Origin of the sequence: Streptomyces sp. NPDC096311 (assembly GCF_044763085.1) — a bacterium.
Taxonomy (GTDB): domain Bacteria; phylum Actinomycetota; class Actinomycetes; order Streptomycetales; family Streptomycetaceae; genus Streptomyces.
Genome location: NZ_JBIWFN010000001.1, coordinates 754,525 through 775,011 on the forward strand (window position 1 = coordinate 754,525; position 20,487 = coordinate 775,011).

The window sequence follows — 20,487 nt, forward strand, 5'->3', positions numbered from 1 at the left end:
GGTTTGTTCCCCACCCGGGTGCCAACCCCTTTGGCGCCGTGTCCAAACTACGGCTGTTCGACCCGCGGCCCTACTGAAAGCGGGGGGGGGGGGGGGGGGCCCCCCCCCCCCCCCCGGGGCCCCCCCCCCTTCCCGGTACCCCCGGGACACACCCGGCAGGACAAACGTCGCTCCGAAGAGCGAGGACGAGGAGAGTGGCTCAGTCACGACGGCGGGACCGGCGGTCAGGCGGCCGCCGTGGCTGACTGACACTGGTTGGCTCCTGGCATCCATCGGATCGGGTCGTACAGGCAGGAGACGTGCGGGCAGATCGCGGACAGCCAAACCGCGCAACGAACTGCAACTGCCCTCTGCCCCTGCGAGCCGCCGGTCTCACTACTGGCACACTGACGACCCTCTACATCTACCTACATCCACATGTCGAAGGGTCAAAGGTGGGGCGGGTGCGCTCGCAGGACGTGCAGACACAGCCGGACATCGCCGTTGTCGTGGCTGCGCAGGCCGGAGACCGGCAGGCATCGGAACAGCTGATTCGGGACTGGCTGCCGCTGGTCTACAACATCGTCGGCCGGGCACTGGACGGGCACAGCGACGTCGACGACGTGGTCCAGGAGACGATGCTGCGAGTCCTGGATGGACTGCCCGGACTGGAACAACCGGATCGGTTCCGGTCCTGGCTGGTCGCCATCACCGTGCGACAGATCCGCGACCGGTGGCGCGGCGGACGGGCTCAGGCGATCACGGCGTCTCTGGATGAAGGCGCCCATGAGGCGGATCCGCAGGCCGACTTCGCCGATCTCGCTGTTCTCCGCCTGCAACTGTCGGGACAGCGACGTGAAGCGACGGAAGCGACCCGCTGGCTGGAGGACGAGGAACGCGAGGTGCTCGCGCTCTGGTGGATGGAGGCCGCCGGTGAACTGACCCGCGGCGAACTCGCGGCAGCCTGCGAGCTCACCCCGCAGCACGCCGCGGTACGCGTTCAGCGAGTCAAGGAACGGCTGGAGACAGCACGCGCCATCGTGCGCGCGATGACCGTCGCACCCCGCTGCACGGCACTGACCGCCGCGCTCACCTCCTGGGACGGACGGCCCTCCGCCCTGTGGCGCAAGCGGCTGGCACGCCATGTCCGCGAGTGCCCACAGTGTCTGTTCAACGCGTCCGACCTGGTACCGGCGGAGGCGCTGCTGGGCGGCTTCGCGCTGGTGCCCGTGCCGATCGGCCTGGTCGGGCTGGTGCTGGGCGGGGTTTCGGCCCTGGGCTCGACCGGGGGAACGACGGGTGCGGGCGCACACGCTGCGGGCGACGCGCGGCGGCTGGCTCGACTGCTCGGCAAACTGACTGCCAAGCCGGTGGCCGCGGCGACCGCCGGTACCGTTGTGCTCGCGGCTGCCGGTGTGGCCTGGTACGCGGTTACACCGGCACACGAGTCGGCTCGACGCCCCGCCGCCGCGGCCGGGCTGTCGCCCACCACGGCCCCGGCTCCAGGAATATCCGCTTCGCCGACCCTGTTGGTGTCCCCTTCGGTGACTCCAACCGCCTCGCCGCTCCGGACAACTGCGGCTGCCACGCGGCTTTCTGGGCCGCATGCCCTGCGGTCGGTCGACGAACCCGGCGACTATGTGAGCCAGTCGGGCCGCCTGGGCGTACTGGACGGGGTCGGTGCGGCCGGCTCCGAGGTTGACCGACGGGCCGCCACGTTCACGTTCGTTCCCGGCCTCGCCGACCCCGACTGCTACTCGCTCAGGGACGCTGCGGGCAGATATCTGCGGCACTACTTCTTCCGGCTCCGGCTGGACGCCAACGACGGATCCGCCGTCTTCCAGAAGGACGCCACCTTCTGCGTCCGCTCCGGCGCCGCCGACGGTTCGGTCTCCCTGGAGTCGTACAACTTCCCTGGCCGCTACCTCCGTCACCGGGCCGATCGCCAACTCTGGCTCGACCCCTCCGAGAACACGGCCGCGTATCGATCCAGCCGTTCCTTCGTCGTGGCCGCGCCGTGGGTCTGACGGGCACGCCGGGCAGCGGGGCCGTGGCCAACGGCCGACGCGCAATGACGCAGACGGGGCGAGCAGACCCGGTCCACGTTCCCCCTGTGGAACGCCAGACAGGTCGGTTCTCGCGCGTCCTTGCGACCTTGGTCGGCCCCGATCCCGCCCCGACGCCGTCGTGATCGACCGGCACGCCCACGACGTCGCCGTGGGGAAGGTGTAGGGGCAACGCGACCGCGGGTTGTCCAGCGCCGGACGCCACGCGCCGTCGGCCGACTGCTACCGCAAGGCAGTCCGCTCGCCTTCATCGCGTACGGTGACGGGCTGCGGCACCGACTGATCGATCCCGCCTGTCCTCTGACCCGTGCCACTCGCCGCGCCGGACTTCTCCTGTACGACCGTGGGGTGCTGTTGGTAGGTCCCACTCAACAGCCCGATGACCGTCTTTTTGGAGAAGGCCCGCATTATCGGCGCGGCACGGTCGAGGTCGCTTGCTGTGTTCGTCAGGGGCGATCGTGCCGCCGGTCAGGACAACAACGGACTACGTGGCGGAGTCGTCGCCACTGAGAACCAGGGCCGGTCGATGGGGCCGGTCCCGCCGCGGTCGGAGCCATCCAGGCGCCGTACGCGCGGAACGGCGTCTCGTCGTCGCAGCGCCGGGCCAGCACCAGGACGGCCGCCGGGAAGTCGATCACCAGCCCGTGCCGTGAGGTCTCGGCCAGGACGACGTTGCGGGAGACGTCCCGGTGGCCGCCATGAGAGCGGCGGCCAGTGTTTCCGCGGTCGCGTCCCGCGTGGTGGTGCGGGCGATCACGTGCTTCGTCGTCCGGCGCCCGGCTCGTGACGGTCCTTTCGCCGCCGCGGCACACGAAACGGCTCGGTGGGGCGCCAGGAGTGCCCCAGTCCGTCGAAGTGCCCGGCGTGGTCTGTGAGTTCCGGCCCGTGGATCGGCCGCACCACCCGGCGGGACGCCATCGTTTCCGCGAGTCGGCCGGTATACGCGCCGCTCCTGGAGGGCATGTGCGCCGACGGCTGTGTTGGTCCGCACAGACTCACGGCCTTACGGACTTGCTGTCTTGGGGTGGCCGAGCCCACCCGACCGGAGCCGCTGTGACGTGCCGGGGCGGCAGCGTCACTTCCAGGTGGCCAGGTATTCGTCGACCTTCTCCCGCATGAACAGGGAGGACTCCTTCGCTTGCTCCTCCCAGGCGAAGACGCAGGCGGTGAGGGTGCCGTCGAAGCCGTGTGCGCCCAGCTCGCGGAAGAGTTCGGCGAAGTCGACCTCGCCCTCACCGATGTTCAGGTGCTGGTGGATGCGAGCCGTGGTGCCGGGCGGGTTGAGGATGTAGCGGTTGCCGGAGGACGCGGTGTGGTCGAAGCAGTCCGCCAGGTGGACGTGGGTGAGCAGATCGCCGGCGTGCTCGATGATGCCGGGGGCGTCGTCGCCGATGTGGAAGGTGTGCGGGGCGCAGTACAGGAAGCTGATGTTGGGGTGGTTGATGATGAAGTCGTCCGGGTGCGGTTCGAGGGCGAGGTGGATGCCCTCGCGTTCGAACACCGGCAGCAGTTCGTCCATCGACTTCCAGAACTGGGCCTCGCTGCGGTCGGCGTCCTCCGGTCGGCCGTTGAACTCGGAGATCATGCTGGTGACTCCGAGGTCCGCGGTGATCTGGATGGCGCGCTTCCAGTACCGTACGGCGGCCTGGCGGGCGTCCTCGTCCGGGCCGGACCAGCGGAACAGCGGCAGGACGGAGGAGATGCCGACCCCGGCCGTCTCCAGGGCCTTGCGGAACTTCGCGACGGTGCCGTCGTCGACGCGCGGGTGGCGGAAGAACGGGATGAAGTCCTCGCGCGGCGAGAGCTCGATCCACTCGTAGCCCAGCTCGGCCACCACCGCAGGTAGTTCGAGCAGGGGAACGTTGCGGATCATGTACGGGTCGAGGGCGATCTTCATGATGGGTGCTCCTTGTTTTCATCGGCTCCGGCGGCGTGAGGGCCGTCGGAGCCGATCCCCTGTCCCCGGGGGGCTTGTGGGTCGGTGGGCGTGCTGGAGAGGTGGTCGATCGAGTTGCTCAGACTGGACGAGGCGTACCGCTGGAGGCGCTGGTGCCGCCGTCGACGGGGATCACGGTTCCGGTGATGTATCCGGCGTCGGGGCTTGCGAGGAAGAGCACGGTACGTGCGATGTCCTCGGGCTGGGCGACCCGGCCGAGCGCGACGCGATCGAGGAGCCGTTCGAAGAACACGGGGTCGTCGAGGCGCTCCTGGGTGAGCCGGGACGCAGTGAAGGCGGGCGCGACGGCGTTCACCCGTACTCCGTCGGGGCCGAGGTCCAGGGCGAGGCTCTGCACGAATGCGTTGACCGCTGCCTTGGTGGCGTTGTAGGCGAACTGGCCCCAATCGCCTCGCAGACCGGCGATGGAGGAGATGGCCACGAAGTTGCCGCGGGTGGTGCGCAGCAGCGGGACGGCCAGGCGGGCGAGACGGATGACCGCGTCGAGGTTCGCCGACCGCAGGCGCTCCCAGGCGGCGTCGTCGAAAGTGTCGATGTGGCTGGGCTCGCTCGTGCCGGCGTTGGCGACGACGACGTCGAGGCGGCCGAAGCGTTCGACGATCGCGGTCACCGCGGCCTCCATCGCGGCGGCATCCGTCACGTCGGCGCCGAGCACCTGCACGCGCTCAGTGTCAAAGCCGGCCACGGCCTCGTGCAGCGGCTCCGGACGGCGGCCGAGGACCGCGACGCTCGCTCCCTGTTCGAGGAACGCGCGTGCGGTCGCCCGGCCGATGCCGGTGCCGGCTCCGGTGACGAGGACGACCTGGCCCCGGTAGGGGTAGCTGGCCCAGGCGATCATGACCGCAGCGACGCGTGCAGCGCCGCGTCGGCCGCCTTCAGTACTTCGGCGGCCACGGCGACGCCCTCGACGGGACCGAGTTCGGTGTCCTCGTGCTCGATGTTGACCAGCATGTCCGGGTCGACCTCGTGGAGGGCGCGCAGGAACTCGGTCCAGTAGGCGACGTCGTGGCCCTTGCCGAGGGCGACGAAGTCCCACGCGGACTCCTTGGGCCATTCGTTGGCCCACTCGTCGCCGCCGAGGTTGGTGCGCGGCTCGTCGGGCGTGAGGCGCCGGAAGCTGTTGTCGAGGACGCCGTTGAGGGCGGCGTGCTCGGGGTTGATACGGACGTCCTTGGCGGCGGCGTGGAAGACGAGCTCGCCGAGGTGGCGGACGACCGCGACGGGGTCCATCTGCTGCCAGAACAGGTGTGAGGCGTCCAGTTCGACGCCCACGTGGGTCGCGCCGGTGAGGCCGATGAGCTTGTGTACGTCGGCGGAGTTGAACACGAGGTTCTGCGGGTGCAGTTCCAGGGCGACCTTGACGTCGTGGTCACGGGCGAGCCGGTCGGTCTCGCGCCAGAAGTCCGCGACGATCTTCCACTGGTGGTCCAGTACGTCCAGGGCCGCGGAGTTCCAGGCGTTGACGATCCAGTTGGGGCGGGAGGCGCCCTGCTCACCTCCGGGCAGGCCGGACATGGTCACGACGCGGTGCTGTCCGAGCCGTTCGGCGAGGCGGATGGAGCGGCGGACGTCTTCGGCGTGCTGCTCGCCGATGGCGGGGTTCGGGTGCAGCGGGTTGCCGTTGGCGTTCAGGCCGGCGATGGAGACGCCGGTGCCCTCGAAGAGGCCGAGGAAGTCGTCCCGGGCGGTGTTGCTGACGAGGATGTCGTCGAAGGTCGGCACATGCAGGGGCGGCAGGAAACCACCGGTGTTGATCTCGATGCCCGTCAGGCCCAGATCGGCGATGACTTTGATCGCTTCCGGCAGTGGCCGGTCGTGCAGGATCGCGTTGTAGAGTCCCAGCTTCATCTTGGGTTTCCTCAGTCCTTCTCGATGGTGAGGGTGGTGCCGCCGTCGAGGGCGGAGTGGGCGGCGCCATGGGGCAGGAGCACGTCGGGCAGCTCGCGCGGCACGGCGAGGGCCTCGGTCCGGGGCTTGTCGTGAAGGACGGCCGTGGAGGCACCGAGCTTCATGGGTGGTCGTTCCTTCTGCGGGAGAAACTGTGCGGGGAGTGGGATCCGGGTCGGGTCACCGGACGGTGACGGCCTTGCCACCGGCGTCGGCGGAGGCGACGATCGCGTCGATGACGCGCAGGTTGTGCAGTCCGTCGGCGAGGGTGGGGCAGGGCGGCAGCCGGTCCAGGCCCGCGATCTGCTCCAGGAAGGCCCGGGCCTGCCAGACGAAGAACTCGTGCTGGCCGTGGCCGACGCTGGGGAAGTCCATGGGCAGGCCGCCGGCGATGTAGGGGTGGCCGGGACCGACCACCACGCGCCGGTAGCCGTCCACAGGGTCTGCGGCCGCCGAGTCGGCGATGGTGAACTCCGCGGGACGCGACAGTTCGAAGGTCGCTGCGCCGCCCTTCGTGAACACCTCGAAGCCAAGGGAGTTGGCCAGCCCGCGGGCGATGCGCGAGACGGAGAAGGTCCCGACGGCGCCGGAGGCGAAGGCGGCGGTGAAGGTGGCGATGTCGTCGTTCTCGACGGGCTCGAGCTCCTGGCTCACCTGTACGTCGGCCGAGTGCCCCACCGCGGTGCCCAGCGGCACGGGCCGCTCGTGCACCTGGGTGGACAGGACGGCCCCCTGGACGCTCTGCACAGGACCGCAGAAGTACTCGCCGAGATCGATGAGGTGGCTGCCGATGTCGGACAGCGCCCCCGAGCCGGGACGTCCGCGGTAGCGCCAGCTGATGGGGGCGTCCGGGTTGTGCCCGTAGTCGCACCAGTAGTGCCCGTTGAAGTGCTGGACCGGCCCGAGCGAGCCGTCCTCCACCTGCTGCCGGATGGCGTTGACGGCGGGGGAGCGGCGGAAGGTGAACCCGGTCGCGGCCACCAGGCCGGTGCCTTCGGCAGCCTGCACCATGGCCTGCGCGTCGGTCACGCTCGGCGCGAGGGGCTTCTCGCACAGTACGTGCTTGTCGGCCGCCAGCAGGGCCTCGACGATCTCGCGGTGCAGGTGGTTGGCGACCACGACGCTGACCGCGTCGATGTCGTCTGCCTCGGCGATCGCCCGCCAGTCGGTCTCGGCCCGATTGAAGCCGTAGCGGCGGGCGGCGTCCAGGGCGAACGGTTCGTGCGCGTCCGCCACGGCGACCAGGTGCACGTCGGGCAGGCCGGGACCGTACAGGGTCGCGGCCTGCCGGTAGCCGTTGAGGTGCGCTCGGCCGGCCATGCCGGCCCCGATGACCGCCACCCCGATCGGCCTTGTGCTCATGGTGCTTCCTCTCCGGCGTACGGGGCGCCGTGACTAGGGGGCGTGGGACGGACCGGTCACCGCTCCCGGCCGGGAACGGGCCAACCGAGCGCTCGCGGACCCGGCCCTGGCCGGGTTGGCCAGTTGCGACGTCGATTAAAGCGCTTTAAGTGCTGGTACTATCGGCGGCGTCACGGACAGATGTCAAGGGTGTTGCCGGAAAACCACGGGAGGTCGTGTGGACGAGCTCGGCTCCGTTGCCCCCACGGGCGGCAACGGCTCCACTCCGCGTCCCCGGCTGGAGGACGTCGCCGCGCGCGTCGGCCTGTCCACCGCGTCGGTGTCGCTGGTTCTGCGCGGCGTGCCCGGTCCCAGTGAGCGCACCCGGCAGCGGGTTCTGAAGGCGGCCGCCGATCTCGGCTACCGCCCTGACCGTACGGCCAGTGCCCTGGCCAGCAGGCGCAGCCGGCTGCTCGGCGTCATGATCGACGTCCACAGCGCCTTCCAGGCCGAGCTGGTCGAGCACCTGCACACCGCCGCCGAGGAGGTCGGCTACGACCTCGTCCTGAGCACCCAGACCCGGACCCGCGACGAGAACACGGCCGTCGAGACGCTCCTGGCCTTCCGCTGTGAGGCCTTGATCCTCATCGGCCCGGTGGCCCCCGCTTCCGTCCTCGCCGACCTCGACCGCAAGGCGCCCGTCATCTCGCTGGGACGCCGGATCACCGGGGCCGACCTCGATGTCGTCCGCAGCGCCGACGACGACGGGGTCGGCCAGATCGTCGACCATCTGGCGGGTCTCGGCCATCGCGCGATCGCCTATGTCGACGGCGGCAAGGGGGTCATCGCGACCGACCGCCGCCGCGGCTACCGGGGCGCCATGCGCCGCCACGGTCTCGACGAGCAGATCAGGATCCTGCACGGGGATCTCACCGAGGAGGCCGGTGAGAAGGCAGGCCGGCACCTCCTCGACGGCGGCGACCTGCCGACCGCCGTAGTGGCGTTCAACGACCGGAGTGCGATCGGCCTGCTCACCGCTCTGCGGGGAGCCGGGGTAGATGTCCCCGGCACCGTCTCCGTCGTCGGCTACGACGACGACACCCTGTCCCGGCTGAGCTGCTTCAACCTCACCACTGTCAGCCAGAACGCCGAGGAACAGGCCCGCCAGGCCGTGGCCGCCGTCGTCGAACGCCTGGACCAGGGCCGCACGGCGCCTCGCGAGATCGTCCTCGCTCCCTCACTGGTCGTACGGGGAACGACGGCTCAGCCGCGCTGATCCGGTGGGGCCGCTCCGTGCGGAGCGGTCGTCGTGTCCCCCGCGAGCTATGACGCGCGGCCGCTCGGTCGGCAAATGAATGGCTCATGCACCTTTTTGTGGGCGGATCGCAGCGCGGCATGCATTTGTGAGCGGACTCTTGACACCTTCCCGAAACGCAAGCATGCTCTGGCCACTGCTTAAAGCGATTTAAAAGATCGCGGAACTTACTTACCGCTGAATTCGGCGTTGCTGTGATCGGTGCCGGGACACCCCCGCAACCAGCCGTTCCGGTGATCGCCGACGCCGACATACCCGCCCGGGGGAAAGCCGGTGCCACCGACGCGCTGCACTGGACCCAGCACCCCGCGCAGTTCTTCGCCGCGAATCCACAACCGCCCGCGAAAGCGCAGGCGCCACCCGATTCACGCGCCCTCCACCGTTGCACCACTTCCCCCGAGACATGCCTGGCCCCGCTCATGCCCCCGCCCGGCATCACACGAAGGAGCACCCCAGCACATGGAACGTACGCAGACCCGGCGGCCGTCCGGTCGTCGTCTCGCCAGAAGAGGCCTGACTGTGGCGAGCCTGCTCGCCATGGTGGCCACCGCGCTGACCGGGTGTGCCAGCGGCAAGGCCGGCGGCGACGCTGCGGGCCAGGCGACGGCGACGGCCGGGAGCGGATCGACGTCCGGCACGAAGAGCAACGGCAAGAACTCCATCTACATCATCGGCGGCAAGTCCGACGACCCGTTCTTCTCCGCGGTCAAGCGCGGCGTCGAGGACGCGGAGAAGCTGGTCAAGGCCGGTGGCGGCAAGGTCACCTACCTCGGCCCGGCGAACTACGACAACCTCGGCCCGGACGTCGCCAAGCTGACGCTGACCGCCATATCGCAGAACCCGTCGGCGATCCTGGTGCCGGACTGGGTGCCCGAGAACCAGGACTCCGCGATCAAGCAGGCCATCGCCAAGGGCATCCCGGTGTTCATCTACAACTCGGGTGGCTTCGACGCGGCCAAGCGGGTCGGCGCCATGAAGTACATCGGGTCGGACGACTACGAGGCGGGCAAGGCCGGCGGCGCCAAGTTCGCCGAAGAGGGCGCCAAGAACATCCTCTGCATCAACACGGTGCCCGGCTCCGCCAACCAGGAGGCCCGCTGCAAGGGCATCAAGGACGGTGCCACGAGCAAGGGTTCCTCCTCCAAGCAGCTCCCGCTGCCCTCCTCCAACTTCGGCAACCCGTCCGCCGTCACGCAGGCGATCAAGGCAGCGCTGCTGAAGGACAGCAGCATCGACGCCGTGGTGACGGTCGACACCGGGGACGCCGACAGCGCCGCCGCCGCGATCAAGCAGGCGGGCGTCGGAAGCAAGGTCAAGCTCGGCACCTTCGACCTCTCGCAGACCCAACTCGACCGGATCAAGGCCGGCAACCAGCTGTTCGCCATCGACCAACAGCCGTATCTGCAGGGCTTCTACGTCGTCTCCATCGCCAACCAGTACCTGTCCTACGGCGTGCTCCCGCCGCAGAACCCCATCCTGACCGGCCCCCTCCTGGTCACCAAGGACAACGTCGACGCGGCGATCGCCGGCACCAAGGCCGGCGTCCGCTGACCCACCCATGGGTGCCGGGCCCCGTCCGGGCCCGGCGCCCCTCCCCAGCCCGACTCGCACCACATCCGGAATCACGAAGGTGACACCACTCCGATGACAACCTCACTTCCCCACACGACGGCCGAGAAAGAGACCGCCGTCGCCCCACCGAAGCAGTCCGAGAGCCCACTGGGGCAACTGTGGCACCGCCCCGAGGCCGGCGCGCTCATCGGAACCATCAGCGTCTTCGTCTTCTTCGCGATTTTCGGCGGGGAGAAGTTCCTCGCCGCCGGGGGCGCGGCGAGCTGGCTGAACATCGCCGCCGAACTCGGCATCATCGCCATCCCCGTCGGGCTGCTGATGATCGCCGGAGAGCTGGATGTGTCCGTGGGTTCGGTGCTGGCCGGCAGCTCGATGACGCTGGCCATCGTCTCCGGGCACTGGGGTGCCCCGATGATCGTCGGTATCCTGTGCGCGCTCGGCCTCGGCGTGCTGACCGGCCTGCTCAACGGGATCATCGTCACGCGAACCAACGTCCCGTCCCTGGTCGTCACGCTGGCCACGCTGTCCGGCATGGCCGGTCTGACCCTGGGCCTGTCCCGTGTCACGACCGGCACCACGAGCGTTGCCATCAGCCCCGACCCGCTGTCCAAGGCGCTGTTCGGGAAGCTGATCGCCGGTCAGTTCGAGGTCGCGATCTTCTGGTGGCTGGGCATCGCGGTCGTGGTCACGGTGGTGTTGCAGATGATGAAGTACGGCAACTGGATCTTCGCCATCGGCGGGGACAAGGAGAGCGCCCGCGCCACCGGCATCCCCGTCAACCGCGTGAAGATCGCCCTGTATGTGGCCAGCGGATTCGGCGCCGCCCTGGTCGGCGTGATCCAGACCATCCTCTACAACGGCGCCCAGGTCGCCAACGGCCAGTCCTTCGTCTTCAACTCCATCATCGCCGTGGTCATCGGCGGCGTCCTGCTCACCGGCGGCTACGGCTCCGTCTTCGGCGTCGTCCTGGGCACGTTGACGTTCGCCATCGTCAACCAGGGCATCTACTACACCGGTTGGAACTCCGACTGGGCCAGCCTGATCCTCGGCATCCTCATCCTCACGGCGGTCCTCATGAACAACACCTTCCGCCGGCTCGCCCTGTCCTACAAGCCCCGAGCGAAGAAGGCCTGACCATGACCACACCCCTTCTCCGCCTGACCGGTGTCAGTAAGTCGTTCCTCGGCACCAACGCGCTGCAGGACATCTCCCTTGAGGTGGACGCCGGAAAGGTGCTCTGCCTGCTCGGTGACAACGGCGCCGGCAAGTCCACCCTCATCAAGATCATGTCCGGTTTCCACAAGCCGACCACCGGCACCATCGAGATCAACGGCGAACCGGTGGACTTCGAGAGCCCCCGCGACGCCAGTGACCAGGGCATCGCCACCGTGCACCAGTTCGGCGGCACCTTCCCGCTGATGGGCGTCGGGCGCTGCTTCTTCGTCGGCGCCGAACCCACCAAGGGCTGGGGCCCGTTCAAGCTGTTCGACAAGAAAGTGGCCGGTGATATCGCGGTCCGCGAGATGCAGTCCCTCGGCATCACCCGCGTCACCGACGGCGACCGCCTCGTCGGCAGCCTCTCCGGCGGCGAACGCCAGGCCCTCGCCATCGCGCGGGCCGTCTACTTCGGTGCCAACGTCCTCATCCTCGACGAACCCACCGCGGCCCTCGGCGTCAAGGAGGCCGCCCACGTCCTGCGGATCATCATGCAGGCCCGTGCCAAGGGCGTCGCGGTCATCCTCGTCACCCACAACGTCCGCCACGCCATGATGGTCGGCGACCACTTCGCCGTCCTCATCCGCGGCCAGAAGGCCGACGACTTCCGCAAGGGCGAGCGTACCCGGGAAGAGATCACCGACCTCATGGCCGGCGGCGAAGCCATGGCCGACCTTGAGGCCGAGCTGGCACAGTTGCAGGCCGACGCCTGACCGGCGCCGCGACCTTACGTCGGAGAGCCGCCCAGGGCTGGGAGCCCTGGGCGGCTCAGTCGTGCGGAAAACCGTGTGTGCGGCACGTACGACGGTCCGGCAGCGGGGCCGGCTCGTGGCTGGAGGGACCGGACGGCAGGGCATGACCGCGGGTTTCGCAGGGCCGTTCCGCCCGTCGGCTCGGCGCCTCTGGTGCGCATCCCGGCGATCTGAACGACGAGTCGGCGGACGTGCGGCACGCGCGATGAGGTTCGGCACCGCGTGCGTGGCGTGGTGCTGCGAGCGGCCGGGCCCGCATGCGCCACCGGACCGCGAGGCGCGAGGAGGGCATCACCGAGCAGTTCCGGCTCCGCCCGAGAGCGGGAGCCCAGGTGGACGAGGATGACCCGGGCCCCGCCAACGATTTCACGACCAGGTCGGCCCCCGACCCGAGAAGCCGAAGAACGACGCACCGCCCGGCGAGCCGTACGTCCGGCGGGAGGTGTGCTGAGGCACTCCTGGGGTGGGTCCGCATCGAGCAGGCACCCGACAGGCAACCCGCCGCGAGCCGAGCATCGAGCATCGAGCCGGTTCTCGCCCGACGCCAAAACGGAATGCGCCGGCCGTCCCCTTCCGGAAGGAGACGGCCGGCGGTGTTCGTTCCTGTCAGGCGACCGTCACGCGGTGCCTCCGTAGAACGCGGGCCGGGGCTTCATGTCCGTGGTGACGATGCGGCCCGACCGGCGTGCCTCGACGGTGGCGTTGGAGATGACGGTCGCGGCGTATCCGTCCCAGGCGGACGGGCCCGTGGCCGCGTTGCCGGTGGCGATGCCCGTGATCCACTCGCGGAACTCGGTGTCGAAGGCGTCCACGAAGCGGCCCACCCAGTCCGTGAGCACCTCCGTACTGTGCTGCCCCGCCGTGCGCACGCCGACCGCGGCGGGGTCGGGCAGTCGTACGAGGCCCTCCTCGCCGACGGTCTCGCACTGGATGTCGTAGCCGTACTGACAGTTGACGAAGACCTCGAGATCGATGCGGATGCCCTTCGCGGTCTCGAACAGCATGATCTGCGGGTCCTTCAGATGGGCGAACCGCTTGCTCGTGGAGCGCGGCAGGACCACCTGGGCGGAGACTATCTCGTCGTCCAGCAGCCAGCGCAGCACGTCGATCTCGTGGACCGCCGAGTCGAGTGCGGCCATGTCGGTGTGGTACGACTCGGGCACGGTCGGGTTGCGGTGGGCGCAGTGCACGATCAGCGGTTCGCCGATCCGGCCGGAGTCGATGACCTGCTTCATCTGCCGGTATCCGGCGTCGTAGCGGCGCATGAAGCCGACCTGGACCAGGCGTCGGCCGTGGGCCCGTTCGGCGTCGACGATGCGCAGACAGTCCTCCGCGGTCGTCGCGAGGGGCTTCTCGCAGAACACCGGTTTCCCGGCCGCCACGGCATTCAGGACATGTTCGGCGTGGGTGGGTCCCCAGGAGGTGACCAGCACCGCGTCCACCACGTCCGCCGCGATCAGCTCGGCCCCGTCCGCGAACACCCGGGCGCCGACCCGGGCCGCCGCCTCCCCGGCGCGCGCGGCGTCGATGTCGGTCACCGCGGTCACCTGGGCGCCGGTCACGGTCTCGGTGAGCCGGCGAATGTGCTCCTGACCGATCCAGCCGGCCCCGATCACTCCTACGCGCACTGTCATGGTCGTTCCCAATCCTTGAGTCGGCGCCCCCGGCCCCGGCGGGACGGCGGGCAGGGGGTGTTCAGGAGAAGCGGGCCTTGAGCGCGTGCTCCAGGTCCTCGAGGGTGCGTCCGCGCGTCTCGGGCACGTACCGCTTCACGAAGGCGACCGCGAGGAGGCCCACGGCGACGAACAGGAAGAACGTGTTGGACACGCCGACCGCGTCGACCAGGACGGGGAAGACGAGGCCGATGGTGAAGTTGGTGATCCACAGGGCGAAGGCCGCGATGCCCAGGCCGAAGCCGCGCATCTTCAGCGGGAAGATCTCGGACAGCATCAGCCAGGTCACGGGGGAGATCGCGCCCTGCTGGAAGGCGAGGAAGGTGATGGTCATGGCCAGGACCGCGAAGGCGCGGCCGTCACCGGCGGGCAGGACGAGGGAGAAGACACCGATCAGCAACTGGGCTGCGATGGTGCCGAGTTGACCGATCATGAGCATCGGCCGGCGGTCGACGCGGCCGAGCAGCCAGATGCCGACGAAGGTAGCCAGCACCGAGATCACACCGTTGGCGATGTTCGCGGTGAGCGCGCTGTCGGCGGCGAAGCCGGCGTCCGTGAGGATCTGGGTGCCGTAGTACATGATCGTGTTCACGCCAGTGATCTGCATGACGATCGCGATGCCGATGCCCACCAGGACCAGCTTGCGCACCCACGGCACACGCAGGTCGTCCCAACCGCCGAGCTTGGCCTTCTCGTCCTCGACGGCCATCGCGGAGACATCGCTGAGTTCCGCCTCGGCCCGCGCTTGCGAGCGAACCTGCTTCAGGACGGCCAGCGCCTCCGCGTACCGGCCCTGGGAGGCGAGCCAGCGCGGGCTTTCCGGCATGACCAGCATGCCGAACCACAGCGCGACCGCGGGCAGCGTCGCGACGACCAGCATCCAGCGCCAGATGCCCCCCGACTCGCCGCCGCCCCTGGCGATGACCGCGTTGAAGGTGAACGCGGCCAGCTGACCGCTCACGATCATCAGCTCGTTGCGGGTGACCAGTCGGCCGCGGCGCTCGGCCGGTGAGATCTCCGCCAGGTACACCGGCACGGTCACCGAGGCACCACCGACCGCGAGGCCGAGCACGAAGCGTGCCACGACCATCAGTTCGGTGTTCGGGGCCAGGGTGCAGCCGAGCGCTCCGAAGAAGAACACCACAGCGACGAGCAGGATGTTGCGCCGCCGGCCGCGCGCGTCGGACAGCCGGCCCCCGAAGAGCGAGCCGAACGCCGCACCGAGCAGCAGCGAACTGGTCACCATGCCCTCGGTGAAGGGGGTCAGTCCCAGGTCGTCGGTCATGTACGGCAGGGCGCCGTTGATGACGCCGGTGTCGTAGCCGAAGAGGAGTCCGCCGAAAGTGGCGATGACGGTGATGATACGCAGACGCCCTTGGACGGGCAGCGGAGCATCGTCGATGAGGGGGAGTGGCCTTCGGGCCTGGGTCACGTCGTCGTCCTTGACGTCCATGGCCGCCTCCTGTCGCTTGTGGTTCGGGGAGAGGTTCCGTCCGGGCCGCAGCAGAGCAGGTGCTCGGACCTGCATACGGCGATGGGGGCGGGGGCTTTTTGGTGCGGGGCGGTCGTCTGCCGTCAGCTGGAGGTGGGGAAGTTGAAGCCGGCGGTGACCTGCTGCTTGGGCTGGGGCCAGCGGGTGGTGACGACCTTGGGGCGGGTGTAGAAGCGGACGCCCTCGGGGCCGTGGATGGGGTGGTCGCCGATGAGGGAGTCCTTCCAGCCGCCGAAGGAGTAGTAGGACATCGGGACCGGGACGGGGACGTTGATGCCGATCATGCCGACCTTGATGCGGCGCTGGAAGCGGCGGGCGGCCTCGCCGGAGGCGGTGAACAGGGCGGTGCCGTTGCCGTAGGGGTTGGCGTTGATCAGGTCGATGGCCTGGTCGAGGGACTCGGCGCGGACGATCGCGAGGACCGGGCCGAAGAGCTCTTCCTTGTAGGCGTCCATCTCGGTGGTGACGTGGTCGAGGAGGGAGGGGCCGGTGAAGAAGCCGTCCTCGTGGCCCTCGATCTTCAGGCCACGGCCGTCGACGACGACGGTCGCGCCCTGGGTGTGGGCGGTGGTGACGGCGTTCTCGACGCGTTCCTGCGCGGCCTTGGTGACCAGGGGGCCCATCTCGATGCCGGGCTGGTCGCCGGGGCCGACCTTCACCTCGTTCGCCTTGCGCTCCAGGATCCCCAACAGGGCGTCGGCCGCGTCACCGACGGCGACGGCCACGGAGACGGCCATGCAGCGCTCGCCTGCGGAGCCGTAGGCGCCGGCGGTGATGTGGTTGGCGGCGAACTCCAGGTCCGCGTCCGGGAGGACGACGGCGTGGTTCTTGGCGCCGCCGAGGGCCTGGACGCGCTTGCCGTGCGCGGTGGCCTGCTCGTGCACGTACTTCGCGATCGGGGTCGAGCCGACGAAGGAGACGGCCTCGATGCCCGGGTGGGTGAGGATCGCGTCGACCGCGTCCTTGCCGCCGTGCACGACGTTGAACACGCCGTCCGGCAGGCCGGCCTTCTTGTACAGGCCGGCGACGAAGTTGGCGGCGGAGGGGTCGCGCTCGGACGGCTTGAGGATGAACGTGTTGCCGGTGGCGATCGCGACCGGGTGCATCCACAGCGGCACCATCGCCGGGAAGTTGAACGGGGTGATGCCCGCGACGACGCCGAGGGGCTGGCGGAAGTTGTGGACGTCCACGCCGCGCGAGACCTGGTCGGAGAAGCTGCCCTTGAGGACGTCGCCGAGGCCGCAGACGTACTCGACGACCTCGCGGCCGCGGGTGATCTCGCCGCGGGCGTCGTCGACGGTCTTGCCGTGCTCGGCGGAGATGATCCGGCCCAGCTCCTCCTCGTGCTCCAGGAGGAGCTGGCGGAAGTTGAACATGACCTGGACGCGCTGGGAGAGGGAGGAGTCCTGCCACGTCTCGAACGCGGTGGCGGCGGCCTGGACCGCGGCGTCCACCTCGGGGGCGGCGCCGAGGACGAGGCGGGCCTGTTCGGCGCCGGTGGCGGGGTTGAAGACGGGGGCGGTGGTCTCGGAGGTGACCTCGGCGCCGTTGATCCAGTGCGGGATGGTGTTCACGGGGTGGGTGTCCTTAGAGGTAGTGCCGCTGGGCGCGCTTGTGGGTGGCGTAGGTGTCGTGGGCGGCCTGGGTGGTGTCGAGGGCCGCGACCTCGCTGACGGGGACGTCCCACCATGCGTGGCCGGGCGGGTTGGGGCCGTAGAGGTCGGTTTCGACGTGCACGACGGTGGTGCGGGTGGCCGTCTTCGCCTTCTCCATCGCCGAGCGGAACTCCTCGACGGAGGTGGCGTGCAGGACGTCCGCGCCGAGGGAGGAGGCGTTGGCGGCGAGGTCGACGGGCAGCACGTCGCCGTCGAGCTGGCCGGAGTCGCCGTTGCGGTAGCGGTACCTGGTGCCGAACCGCTGCGAGCCGAGGGACTCGGAGAGCGCGCCGATGGAGGCGAAGCCGTGGTTCTGCACCAGGACGATGATGACCTTCAGGCCCTCGGAGACCATGGTGACGATCTCCTGAGCCATCATCAGATACGAACCGTCGCCGACCAGGACGACGACATCGCGGGAGGGGTCGGCCATCTTCGTGCCGACACCGGCGGCGACCTCGTAGCCCATGCAGGAGTAGGCGTACTCGACGTGGTAGGCCTTGGGGTCCCTCGCCCGCCACAGCTGCTGGAGGTCACCGGGCATGGATCCGGCCGCGTTGATGACCACCGCGCGGTCGTCCAGGACGTCGTTGAGCGCGCCGAGGATCTGGGTCTGGGCGGGCAGGTCACCCCTGTTGCGGTCCGGGGCGAAGCACTCCTCCTCGATCTCCCTTGTACGGGAGATCAGTTCGCGGGTACGGCGGCGGTAGGACTGCTCGACCTCCCAGTCCGTCAGCGCTCCGGCGAGGGCTTGGATGCCGAGGCGGGCGTCGGCGACCAGGGGTTCGGCGGAGTGTTTGACGGCGTCCAGGCGGGCCACGTTGAGGTTGACGAAGGTGACGTCCGGGTTGGCGAAGACGGTGTGGCTGGCGGTGGTGAAGTCGGAATACCGGGTGCCGATACCGAGCACGACATCGGCTTCCTTCGCCAGCTCGTTCGCGGCATACGAGCCCGTCGAGCCGATGCCGCCGACCGCGTAGGGGTGGTCCCAGGGGACGGCGCCCTTGCCGGCGTGGGTGTCGGCGACGGGGATGCCGGTGGCCTCGGCGAACGCCCGCAGGGCGGTCTCCGCGCCGGAGTAGACGGCGCCGCCGCCCGCGACGATCAGCGGCTTGCGCGCGGCGCGCAGCAGGCGCGCGGCCCGCTCGACGGCGGCTGTCTCCGGCACCGGGCGGCCCACGTGCCAGACCCGGCGCCGGAAGAAGGAGAGGGGCCAGTCGTGGGCTTCGGCCTGGACGTCCTGTGGCAGGGCGAGGGTGACGGCGCCGGTCTCAACCGGGTCGGTGAGTACCCGCATGGCGGCGAGCGCGGCCGGGATGAGCTGTTCGGGGCGGGTGATGCGGTCGAAGTACTTGGATACGGCGCGGAAGGCGTCGTTGACGGTGACGTCACCGCCACGGGTGTCCTCCAGCTGCTGCAGCACCGGGTCGGCGGCGCGGGTGGCGAACATGTCCGACGGGAGCAGCAGGACAGGGAGCCGGTTCGTGGTCGCCAGCGCCGCACCCGTGATCATGTTGGTCGAGCCTGGCCCCGTGGAGGCCGTGCAGGCGAAGGCGGCCAGCCGGTCGCGCATCTTGGCGTAGGCGACCGAGGCGTGCACCATGCCCTGTTCGTTGCGGGCCAGGTAGTAGGGCAGGTCGGCCTCGCCGGTGGTGGCGGCCTGCAGCAGGGCCTGGCCGATGCCGGCGACGTTGCCGTGGCCGAAGATGCCCCACACACCGGGGATCAGGCGCTGCTCCTGGCCGTCGCGCTCGCTGTACTGGCCGGCCAGGAAGCGGACGAGGGCCTGAGCGGTGGTGAGCCGGATCGTTTCCATTACTCGCTCTCCGCGGCGCCGAACGGCAGCCGGTCATCGATGTCCTGCGCGTCCCAGGTGCCGCGCACCCAGCCGTGGGCGGGGTCGTCGCAGATCAGCCAGGCGCGGTCCTGTCCGGGACCGGCCATGACGTTGAGGTAGTAGAGGTCGTGGCCGGGTGCGGCGATCGAGGGGCCGTGCCAGCCGTGCGGGATCAGGACGGTGTCGCCGGAGCGGACCTCGGCCAGCACGTCGATGGGGCGCTCGGCAGTCCCGTACACCCGCTGGTAGCCGAAGCCGTTCTCGCCGCCGGAGACCTCGAAGTAGTAGATCTCCTCCAGCTCCGACTCGACCGGGTCGCCCGCGTCGTCCGTGCGGGCCTCGTCGTGTTTGTGCGGCGGGTAGGAGGACCAGTTCCCTCCGGGCGTGAGGACCTCGCACACCAGCAACTGCTCGGCGTCGAAGGCGCCGGGCAGGCAGTAGTTGTTGACCTGCCGGGAGCAGGCTCCTGCCCCGCGGAGTTCGACGGGGACGTCCTCCTTGCGCCCGTACCGGGCGGGGAGGCCACCTCGCTCGGTACGGGCGGAGGGCAGCGCGAACCTTCCGCCGGATGCGCTGCTGATCAGGGCCTCCGACGCGCGGGGGAGGTACGCGAAGTCGGTGGCCGAGGCGAACACGTCTGTCCGGCCTTCGAGTTCGAGGGCCTTGCCGTCCGTGGTGACGGTGCAGGAGCCCGTCAGCGGCAGGACCAGGAGCTCGGAGTCCTCGGTGGACAGGGTGTGCGCCTCACCCGGCCTCAGGGTCAGGATCCTGAGGCCGGAGTATCCCCAGCCGGCCGACTCGGGCGTGACCAGGAGGTCGTAGGGGCCGTCGGCCGAACTACCCTTGGGCAGGTGGTACTTGCTGGTGTCGCTCACAGCAGGCTCACCGCCTTGTCCACCGCGCCGGCCACGTCGCCGCCCGCGGGGTAGAGCAGGGAACGACCCACGACCAGGCCCTGTGCGGTGGGTTGCTTGAGCGCCTTGCCCCAGGCCGCGAAGGCCGCGGCGGCATCTTTGACCTCGCCGCCCAGCAGCAGCGCGGGCAGGGTGGAGGAGGCCAGGACACGCTCCATGTCATTGACGACGGGCAGTTTCAGCCAGGTGTAACTGGTGCGGCGGCCCAGCCCCGAGGCGATGGTGACCGACTTGATCACGGCGTCGGTGGACAGGTCGTTCCGGATCTTCCCGTCCTGCCACAGCGACAGGAACGGCTCGACCATGGCGATGAGTTGACGGTCGTTCAGCTCGTCGACGGCGCGGGCGGTGTTCTCCAGGGCGGCCGGGGTGGCCGGGTCGTCGAGGGCGATGCGGGTGAGCATCTTGCCGCCGTCGAAGCCCATCGCGGCGATGGTCTCGGCGTCGTAGCCGGTGAATCGGTCGTCGATCTCGAACACCGAACCCGCCAGTCCGGCCCGGTTCATGGAGCCGAAGACGGACTTGCCGTCCAGCACGCCGAGGAGGAGCAGGTCCTCCAGGATGTCCGCCGTGCCCAGGACGCCGGTCACGCCGGGCCGTTCCAGCGCGACACACAGCCGGTCCAGGAGTTCGAAGCGGTCGGCCATGGCGTTGGGGTCGCCGCCGACGCCATTGGCGCCGCGTGCGGGATGGTCGGCGGCGATGATCATCGCTTTGCCGTGCTCGCCGAGCAGCGAGGTGGCCTGCACGCGGCGTGCGGCGGCTGCGGCGACGGCGCCGGGGTCGTTGACCCGGGCGTCGACGATCCGGTTCACGTTGTCGGACAGCACGT

General features: G+C 69.7%; 16 protein-coding genes. 5 read left to right on the forward strand and 11 right to left on the reverse strand.

The features are described from left to right. Positions 1-443: 443 nt before the first annotated feature. On the forward strand, positions 444-2,006 hold the full coding sequence (locus ACIRA5_RS03405; protein ID WP_403686694.1) for a sigma-70 family RNA polymerase sigma factor: 1,563 nt from the start codon (positions 444-446) through the stop codon (positions 2,004-2,006). Positions 2,007-3,120: 1,114 nt separating this feature from the next. Here ACIRA5_RS03405 and ACIRA5_RS03410 read toward each other — a convergent pair. From ACIRA5_RS03410 to ACIRA5_RS03430, 5 genes are all read right to left on the reverse strand, one after another. Beyond that, on the reverse strand, positions 3,121-3,942 hold the full coding sequence (locus ACIRA5_RS03410) for a sugar phosphate isomerase/epimerase family protein (protein ID WP_403686695.1): 822 nt from the start codon (positions 3,940-3,942) through the stop codon (positions 3,121-3,123). Positions 3,943-4,060: 118 nt separating this feature from the next. Further along, positions 4,061-4,840, reverse strand: coding sequence for an SDR family NAD(P)-dependent oxidoreductase (locus ACIRA5_RS03415; protein ID WP_403686696.1), 780 nt, complete (start codon positions 4,838-4,840; stop codon positions 4,061-4,063). Further along, complete coding sequence (locus ACIRA5_RS03420) at positions 4,837-5,850, reverse strand: sugar phosphate isomerase/epimerase family protein (protein ID WP_403686699.1); 1,014 nt, start codon at positions 5,848-5,850, stop codon at positions 4,837-4,839. Before ACIRA5_RS03420 ends, ACIRA5_RS03415 begins: the two co-directional genes overlap by 4 nt. A gap of 11 nt (positions 5,851-5,861) precedes the next feature. Beyond that, entirely contained in the window at positions 5,862-6,014 is a 153-nt protein-coding gene (locus ACIRA5_RS03425) for a hypothetical protein (protein WP_403686700.1), read from the reverse strand. Positions 6,015-6,069: 55 nt separating this feature from the next. Beyond that, positions 6,070-7,251, reverse strand: a complete 1,182-nt coding sequence (locus ACIRA5_RS03430; RefSeq protein WP_403686702.1) for a Gfo/Idh/MocA family protein — start codon at positions 7,249-7,251, stop codon at positions 6,070-6,072. Positions 7,252-7,468: 217 nt separating this feature from the next. Here ACIRA5_RS03430 and ACIRA5_RS03435 point away from each other — a divergent pair, with 217 nt between their 5' ends. From ACIRA5_RS03435 to ACIRA5_RS03450, 4 genes are all read left to right on the forward strand, one after another. After that, positions 7,469-8,506, forward strand: a complete 1,038-nt coding sequence (locus ACIRA5_RS03435; protein WP_403686705.1) for a LacI family DNA-binding transcriptional regulator — start codon at positions 7,469-7,471, stop codon at positions 8,504-8,506. Between the two features lie 498 nt (positions 8,507-9,004). After that, on the forward strand, positions 9,005-10,096 hold the full coding sequence (locus ACIRA5_RS03440) for a sugar ABC transporter substrate-binding protein (RefSeq protein WP_403686707.1): 1,092 nt from the start codon (positions 9,005-9,007) through the stop codon (positions 10,094-10,096). A 93-nt stretch (positions 10,097-10,189) separates the two neighbouring features. Further along, positions 10,190-11,251, forward strand: coding sequence for an ABC transporter permease (locus tag ACIRA5_RS03445; RefSeq protein ID WP_403686709.1), 1,062 nt, complete (start codon positions 10,190-10,192; stop codon positions 11,249-11,251). Positions 11,252-11,253: 2 nt separating this feature from the next. Further along, the gene (locus tag ACIRA5_RS03450; protein WP_403686712.1) at positions 11,254-12,045 is read left to right on the forward strand and encodes an ATP-binding cassette domain-containing protein; all 792 of its coding nucleotides are present in this window, start codon (positions 11,254-11,256) and stop codon (positions 12,043-12,045) included. A gap of 656 nt (positions 12,046-12,701) precedes the next feature. Here ACIRA5_RS03450 and ACIRA5_RS03455 read toward each other — a convergent pair. The 6 genes from ACIRA5_RS03455 to ACIRA5_RS03480 all read right to left on the reverse strand — a co-directional run bounded on the left by ACIRA5_RS03455 (position 12,702) and on the right by ACIRA5_RS03480 (position 20,485). Further along, positions 12,702-13,718 (reverse strand): Gfo/Idh/MocA family protein, encoded by a 1,017-nt coding sequence (locus tag ACIRA5_RS03455; RefSeq protein WP_403686714.1) that lies wholly within the window; start codon positions 13,716-13,718, stop codon positions 12,702-12,704. Between the two features lie 61 nt (positions 13,719-13,779). Further along, positions 13,780-15,210 (reverse strand): sugar porter family MFS transporter, encoded by a 1,431-nt coding sequence (locus ACIRA5_RS03460; RefSeq protein ID WP_403686716.1) that lies wholly within the window; start codon positions 15,208-15,210, stop codon positions 13,780-13,782. Positions 15,211-15,332: 122 nt separating this feature from the next. Next, on the reverse strand, positions 15,333-16,823 hold the full coding sequence (locus ACIRA5_RS03465) for a CoA-acylating methylmalonate-semialdehyde dehydrogenase (RefSeq protein ID WP_403686718.1): 1,491 nt from the start codon (positions 16,821-16,823) through the stop codon (positions 15,333-15,335). A gap of 13 nt (positions 16,824-16,836) precedes the next feature. Continuing rightward, positions 16,837-18,720, reverse strand: a complete 1,884-nt coding sequence (gene iolD, locus ACIRA5_RS03470) for a 3D-(3,5/4)-trihydroxycyclohexane-1,2-dione acylhydrolase (decyclizing) (protein WP_403686719.1) — start codon at positions 18,718-18,720, stop codon at positions 16,837-16,839. Further along, on the reverse strand, positions 18,720-19,616 hold the full coding sequence (iolB, locus tag ACIRA5_RS03475) for a 5-deoxy-glucuronate isomerase (protein WP_403686720.1): 897 nt from the start codon (positions 19,614-19,616) through the stop codon (positions 18,720-18,722). Before iolB ends, iolD begins: the two co-directional genes overlap by 1 nt. Then, on the reverse strand, positions 19,613-20,485 hold the full coding sequence (locus ACIRA5_RS03480) for an aldolase (RefSeq protein WP_403686723.1): 873 nt from the start codon (positions 20,483-20,485) through the stop codon (positions 19,613-19,615). Before ACIRA5_RS03480 ends, iolB begins: the two co-directional genes overlap by 4 nt. Between the last annotated feature and the right edge of the window lie 2 nt (positions 20,486-20,487).

Bases quoted from the DNA above. Each gene is read 5' to 3' on its own strand.
- iolD (WP_403686719.1), bottom strand. From the start codon at position 18,720: ATGGAAACGATCCGGCTCACCACCGCTCAGGCCCTCGTCCGCTTCCTG.
- ACIRA5_RS03450 (WP_403686712.1), top strand. From the start codon at position 11,254: ATGACCACACCCCTTCTCCGCCTGACCGGTGTCAGTAAGTCGTTCCTC.
- ACIRA5_RS03440 (WP_403686707.1), top strand. From the start codon at position 9,005: ATGGAACGTACGCAGACCCGGCGGCCGTCCGGTCGTCGTCTCGCCAGA.
- ACIRA5_RS03420 (WP_403686699.1), bottom strand. From the start codon at position 5,850: ATGAAGCTGGGACTCTACAACGCGATCCTGCACGACCGGCCACTGCCG.
- ACIRA5_RS03460 (WP_403686716.1), bottom strand. From the start codon at position 15,210: ATGGACGTCAAGGACGACGACGTGACCCAGGCCCGAAGGCCACTCCCC.
- ACIRA5_RS03425 (WP_403686700.1), bottom strand. From the start codon at position 6,014: ATGAAGCTCGGTGCCTCCACGGCCGTCCTTCACGACAAGCCCCGGACC.
- ACIRA5_RS03455 (WP_403686714.1), bottom strand. From the start codon at position 13,718: ATGACAGTGCGCGTAGGAGTGATCGGGGCCGGCTGGATCGGTCAGGAG.
- ACIRA5_RS03445 (WP_403686709.1), top strand. From the start codon at position 10,190: ATGACAACCTCACTTCCCCACACGACGGCCGAGAAAGAGACCGCCGTC.
- ACIRA5_RS03430 (WP_403686702.1), bottom strand. From the start codon at position 7,251: ATGAGCACAAGGCCGATCGGGGTGGCGGTCATCGGGGCCGGCATGGCC.
- ACIRA5_RS03410 (WP_403686695.1), bottom strand. From the start codon at position 3,942: ATGAAGATCGCCCTCGACCCGTACATGATCCGCAACGTTCCCCTGCTC.
- ACIRA5_RS03415 (WP_403686696.1), bottom strand. From the start codon at position 4,840: ATGATCGCCTGGGCCAGCTACCCCTACCGGGGCCAGGTCGTCCTCGTC.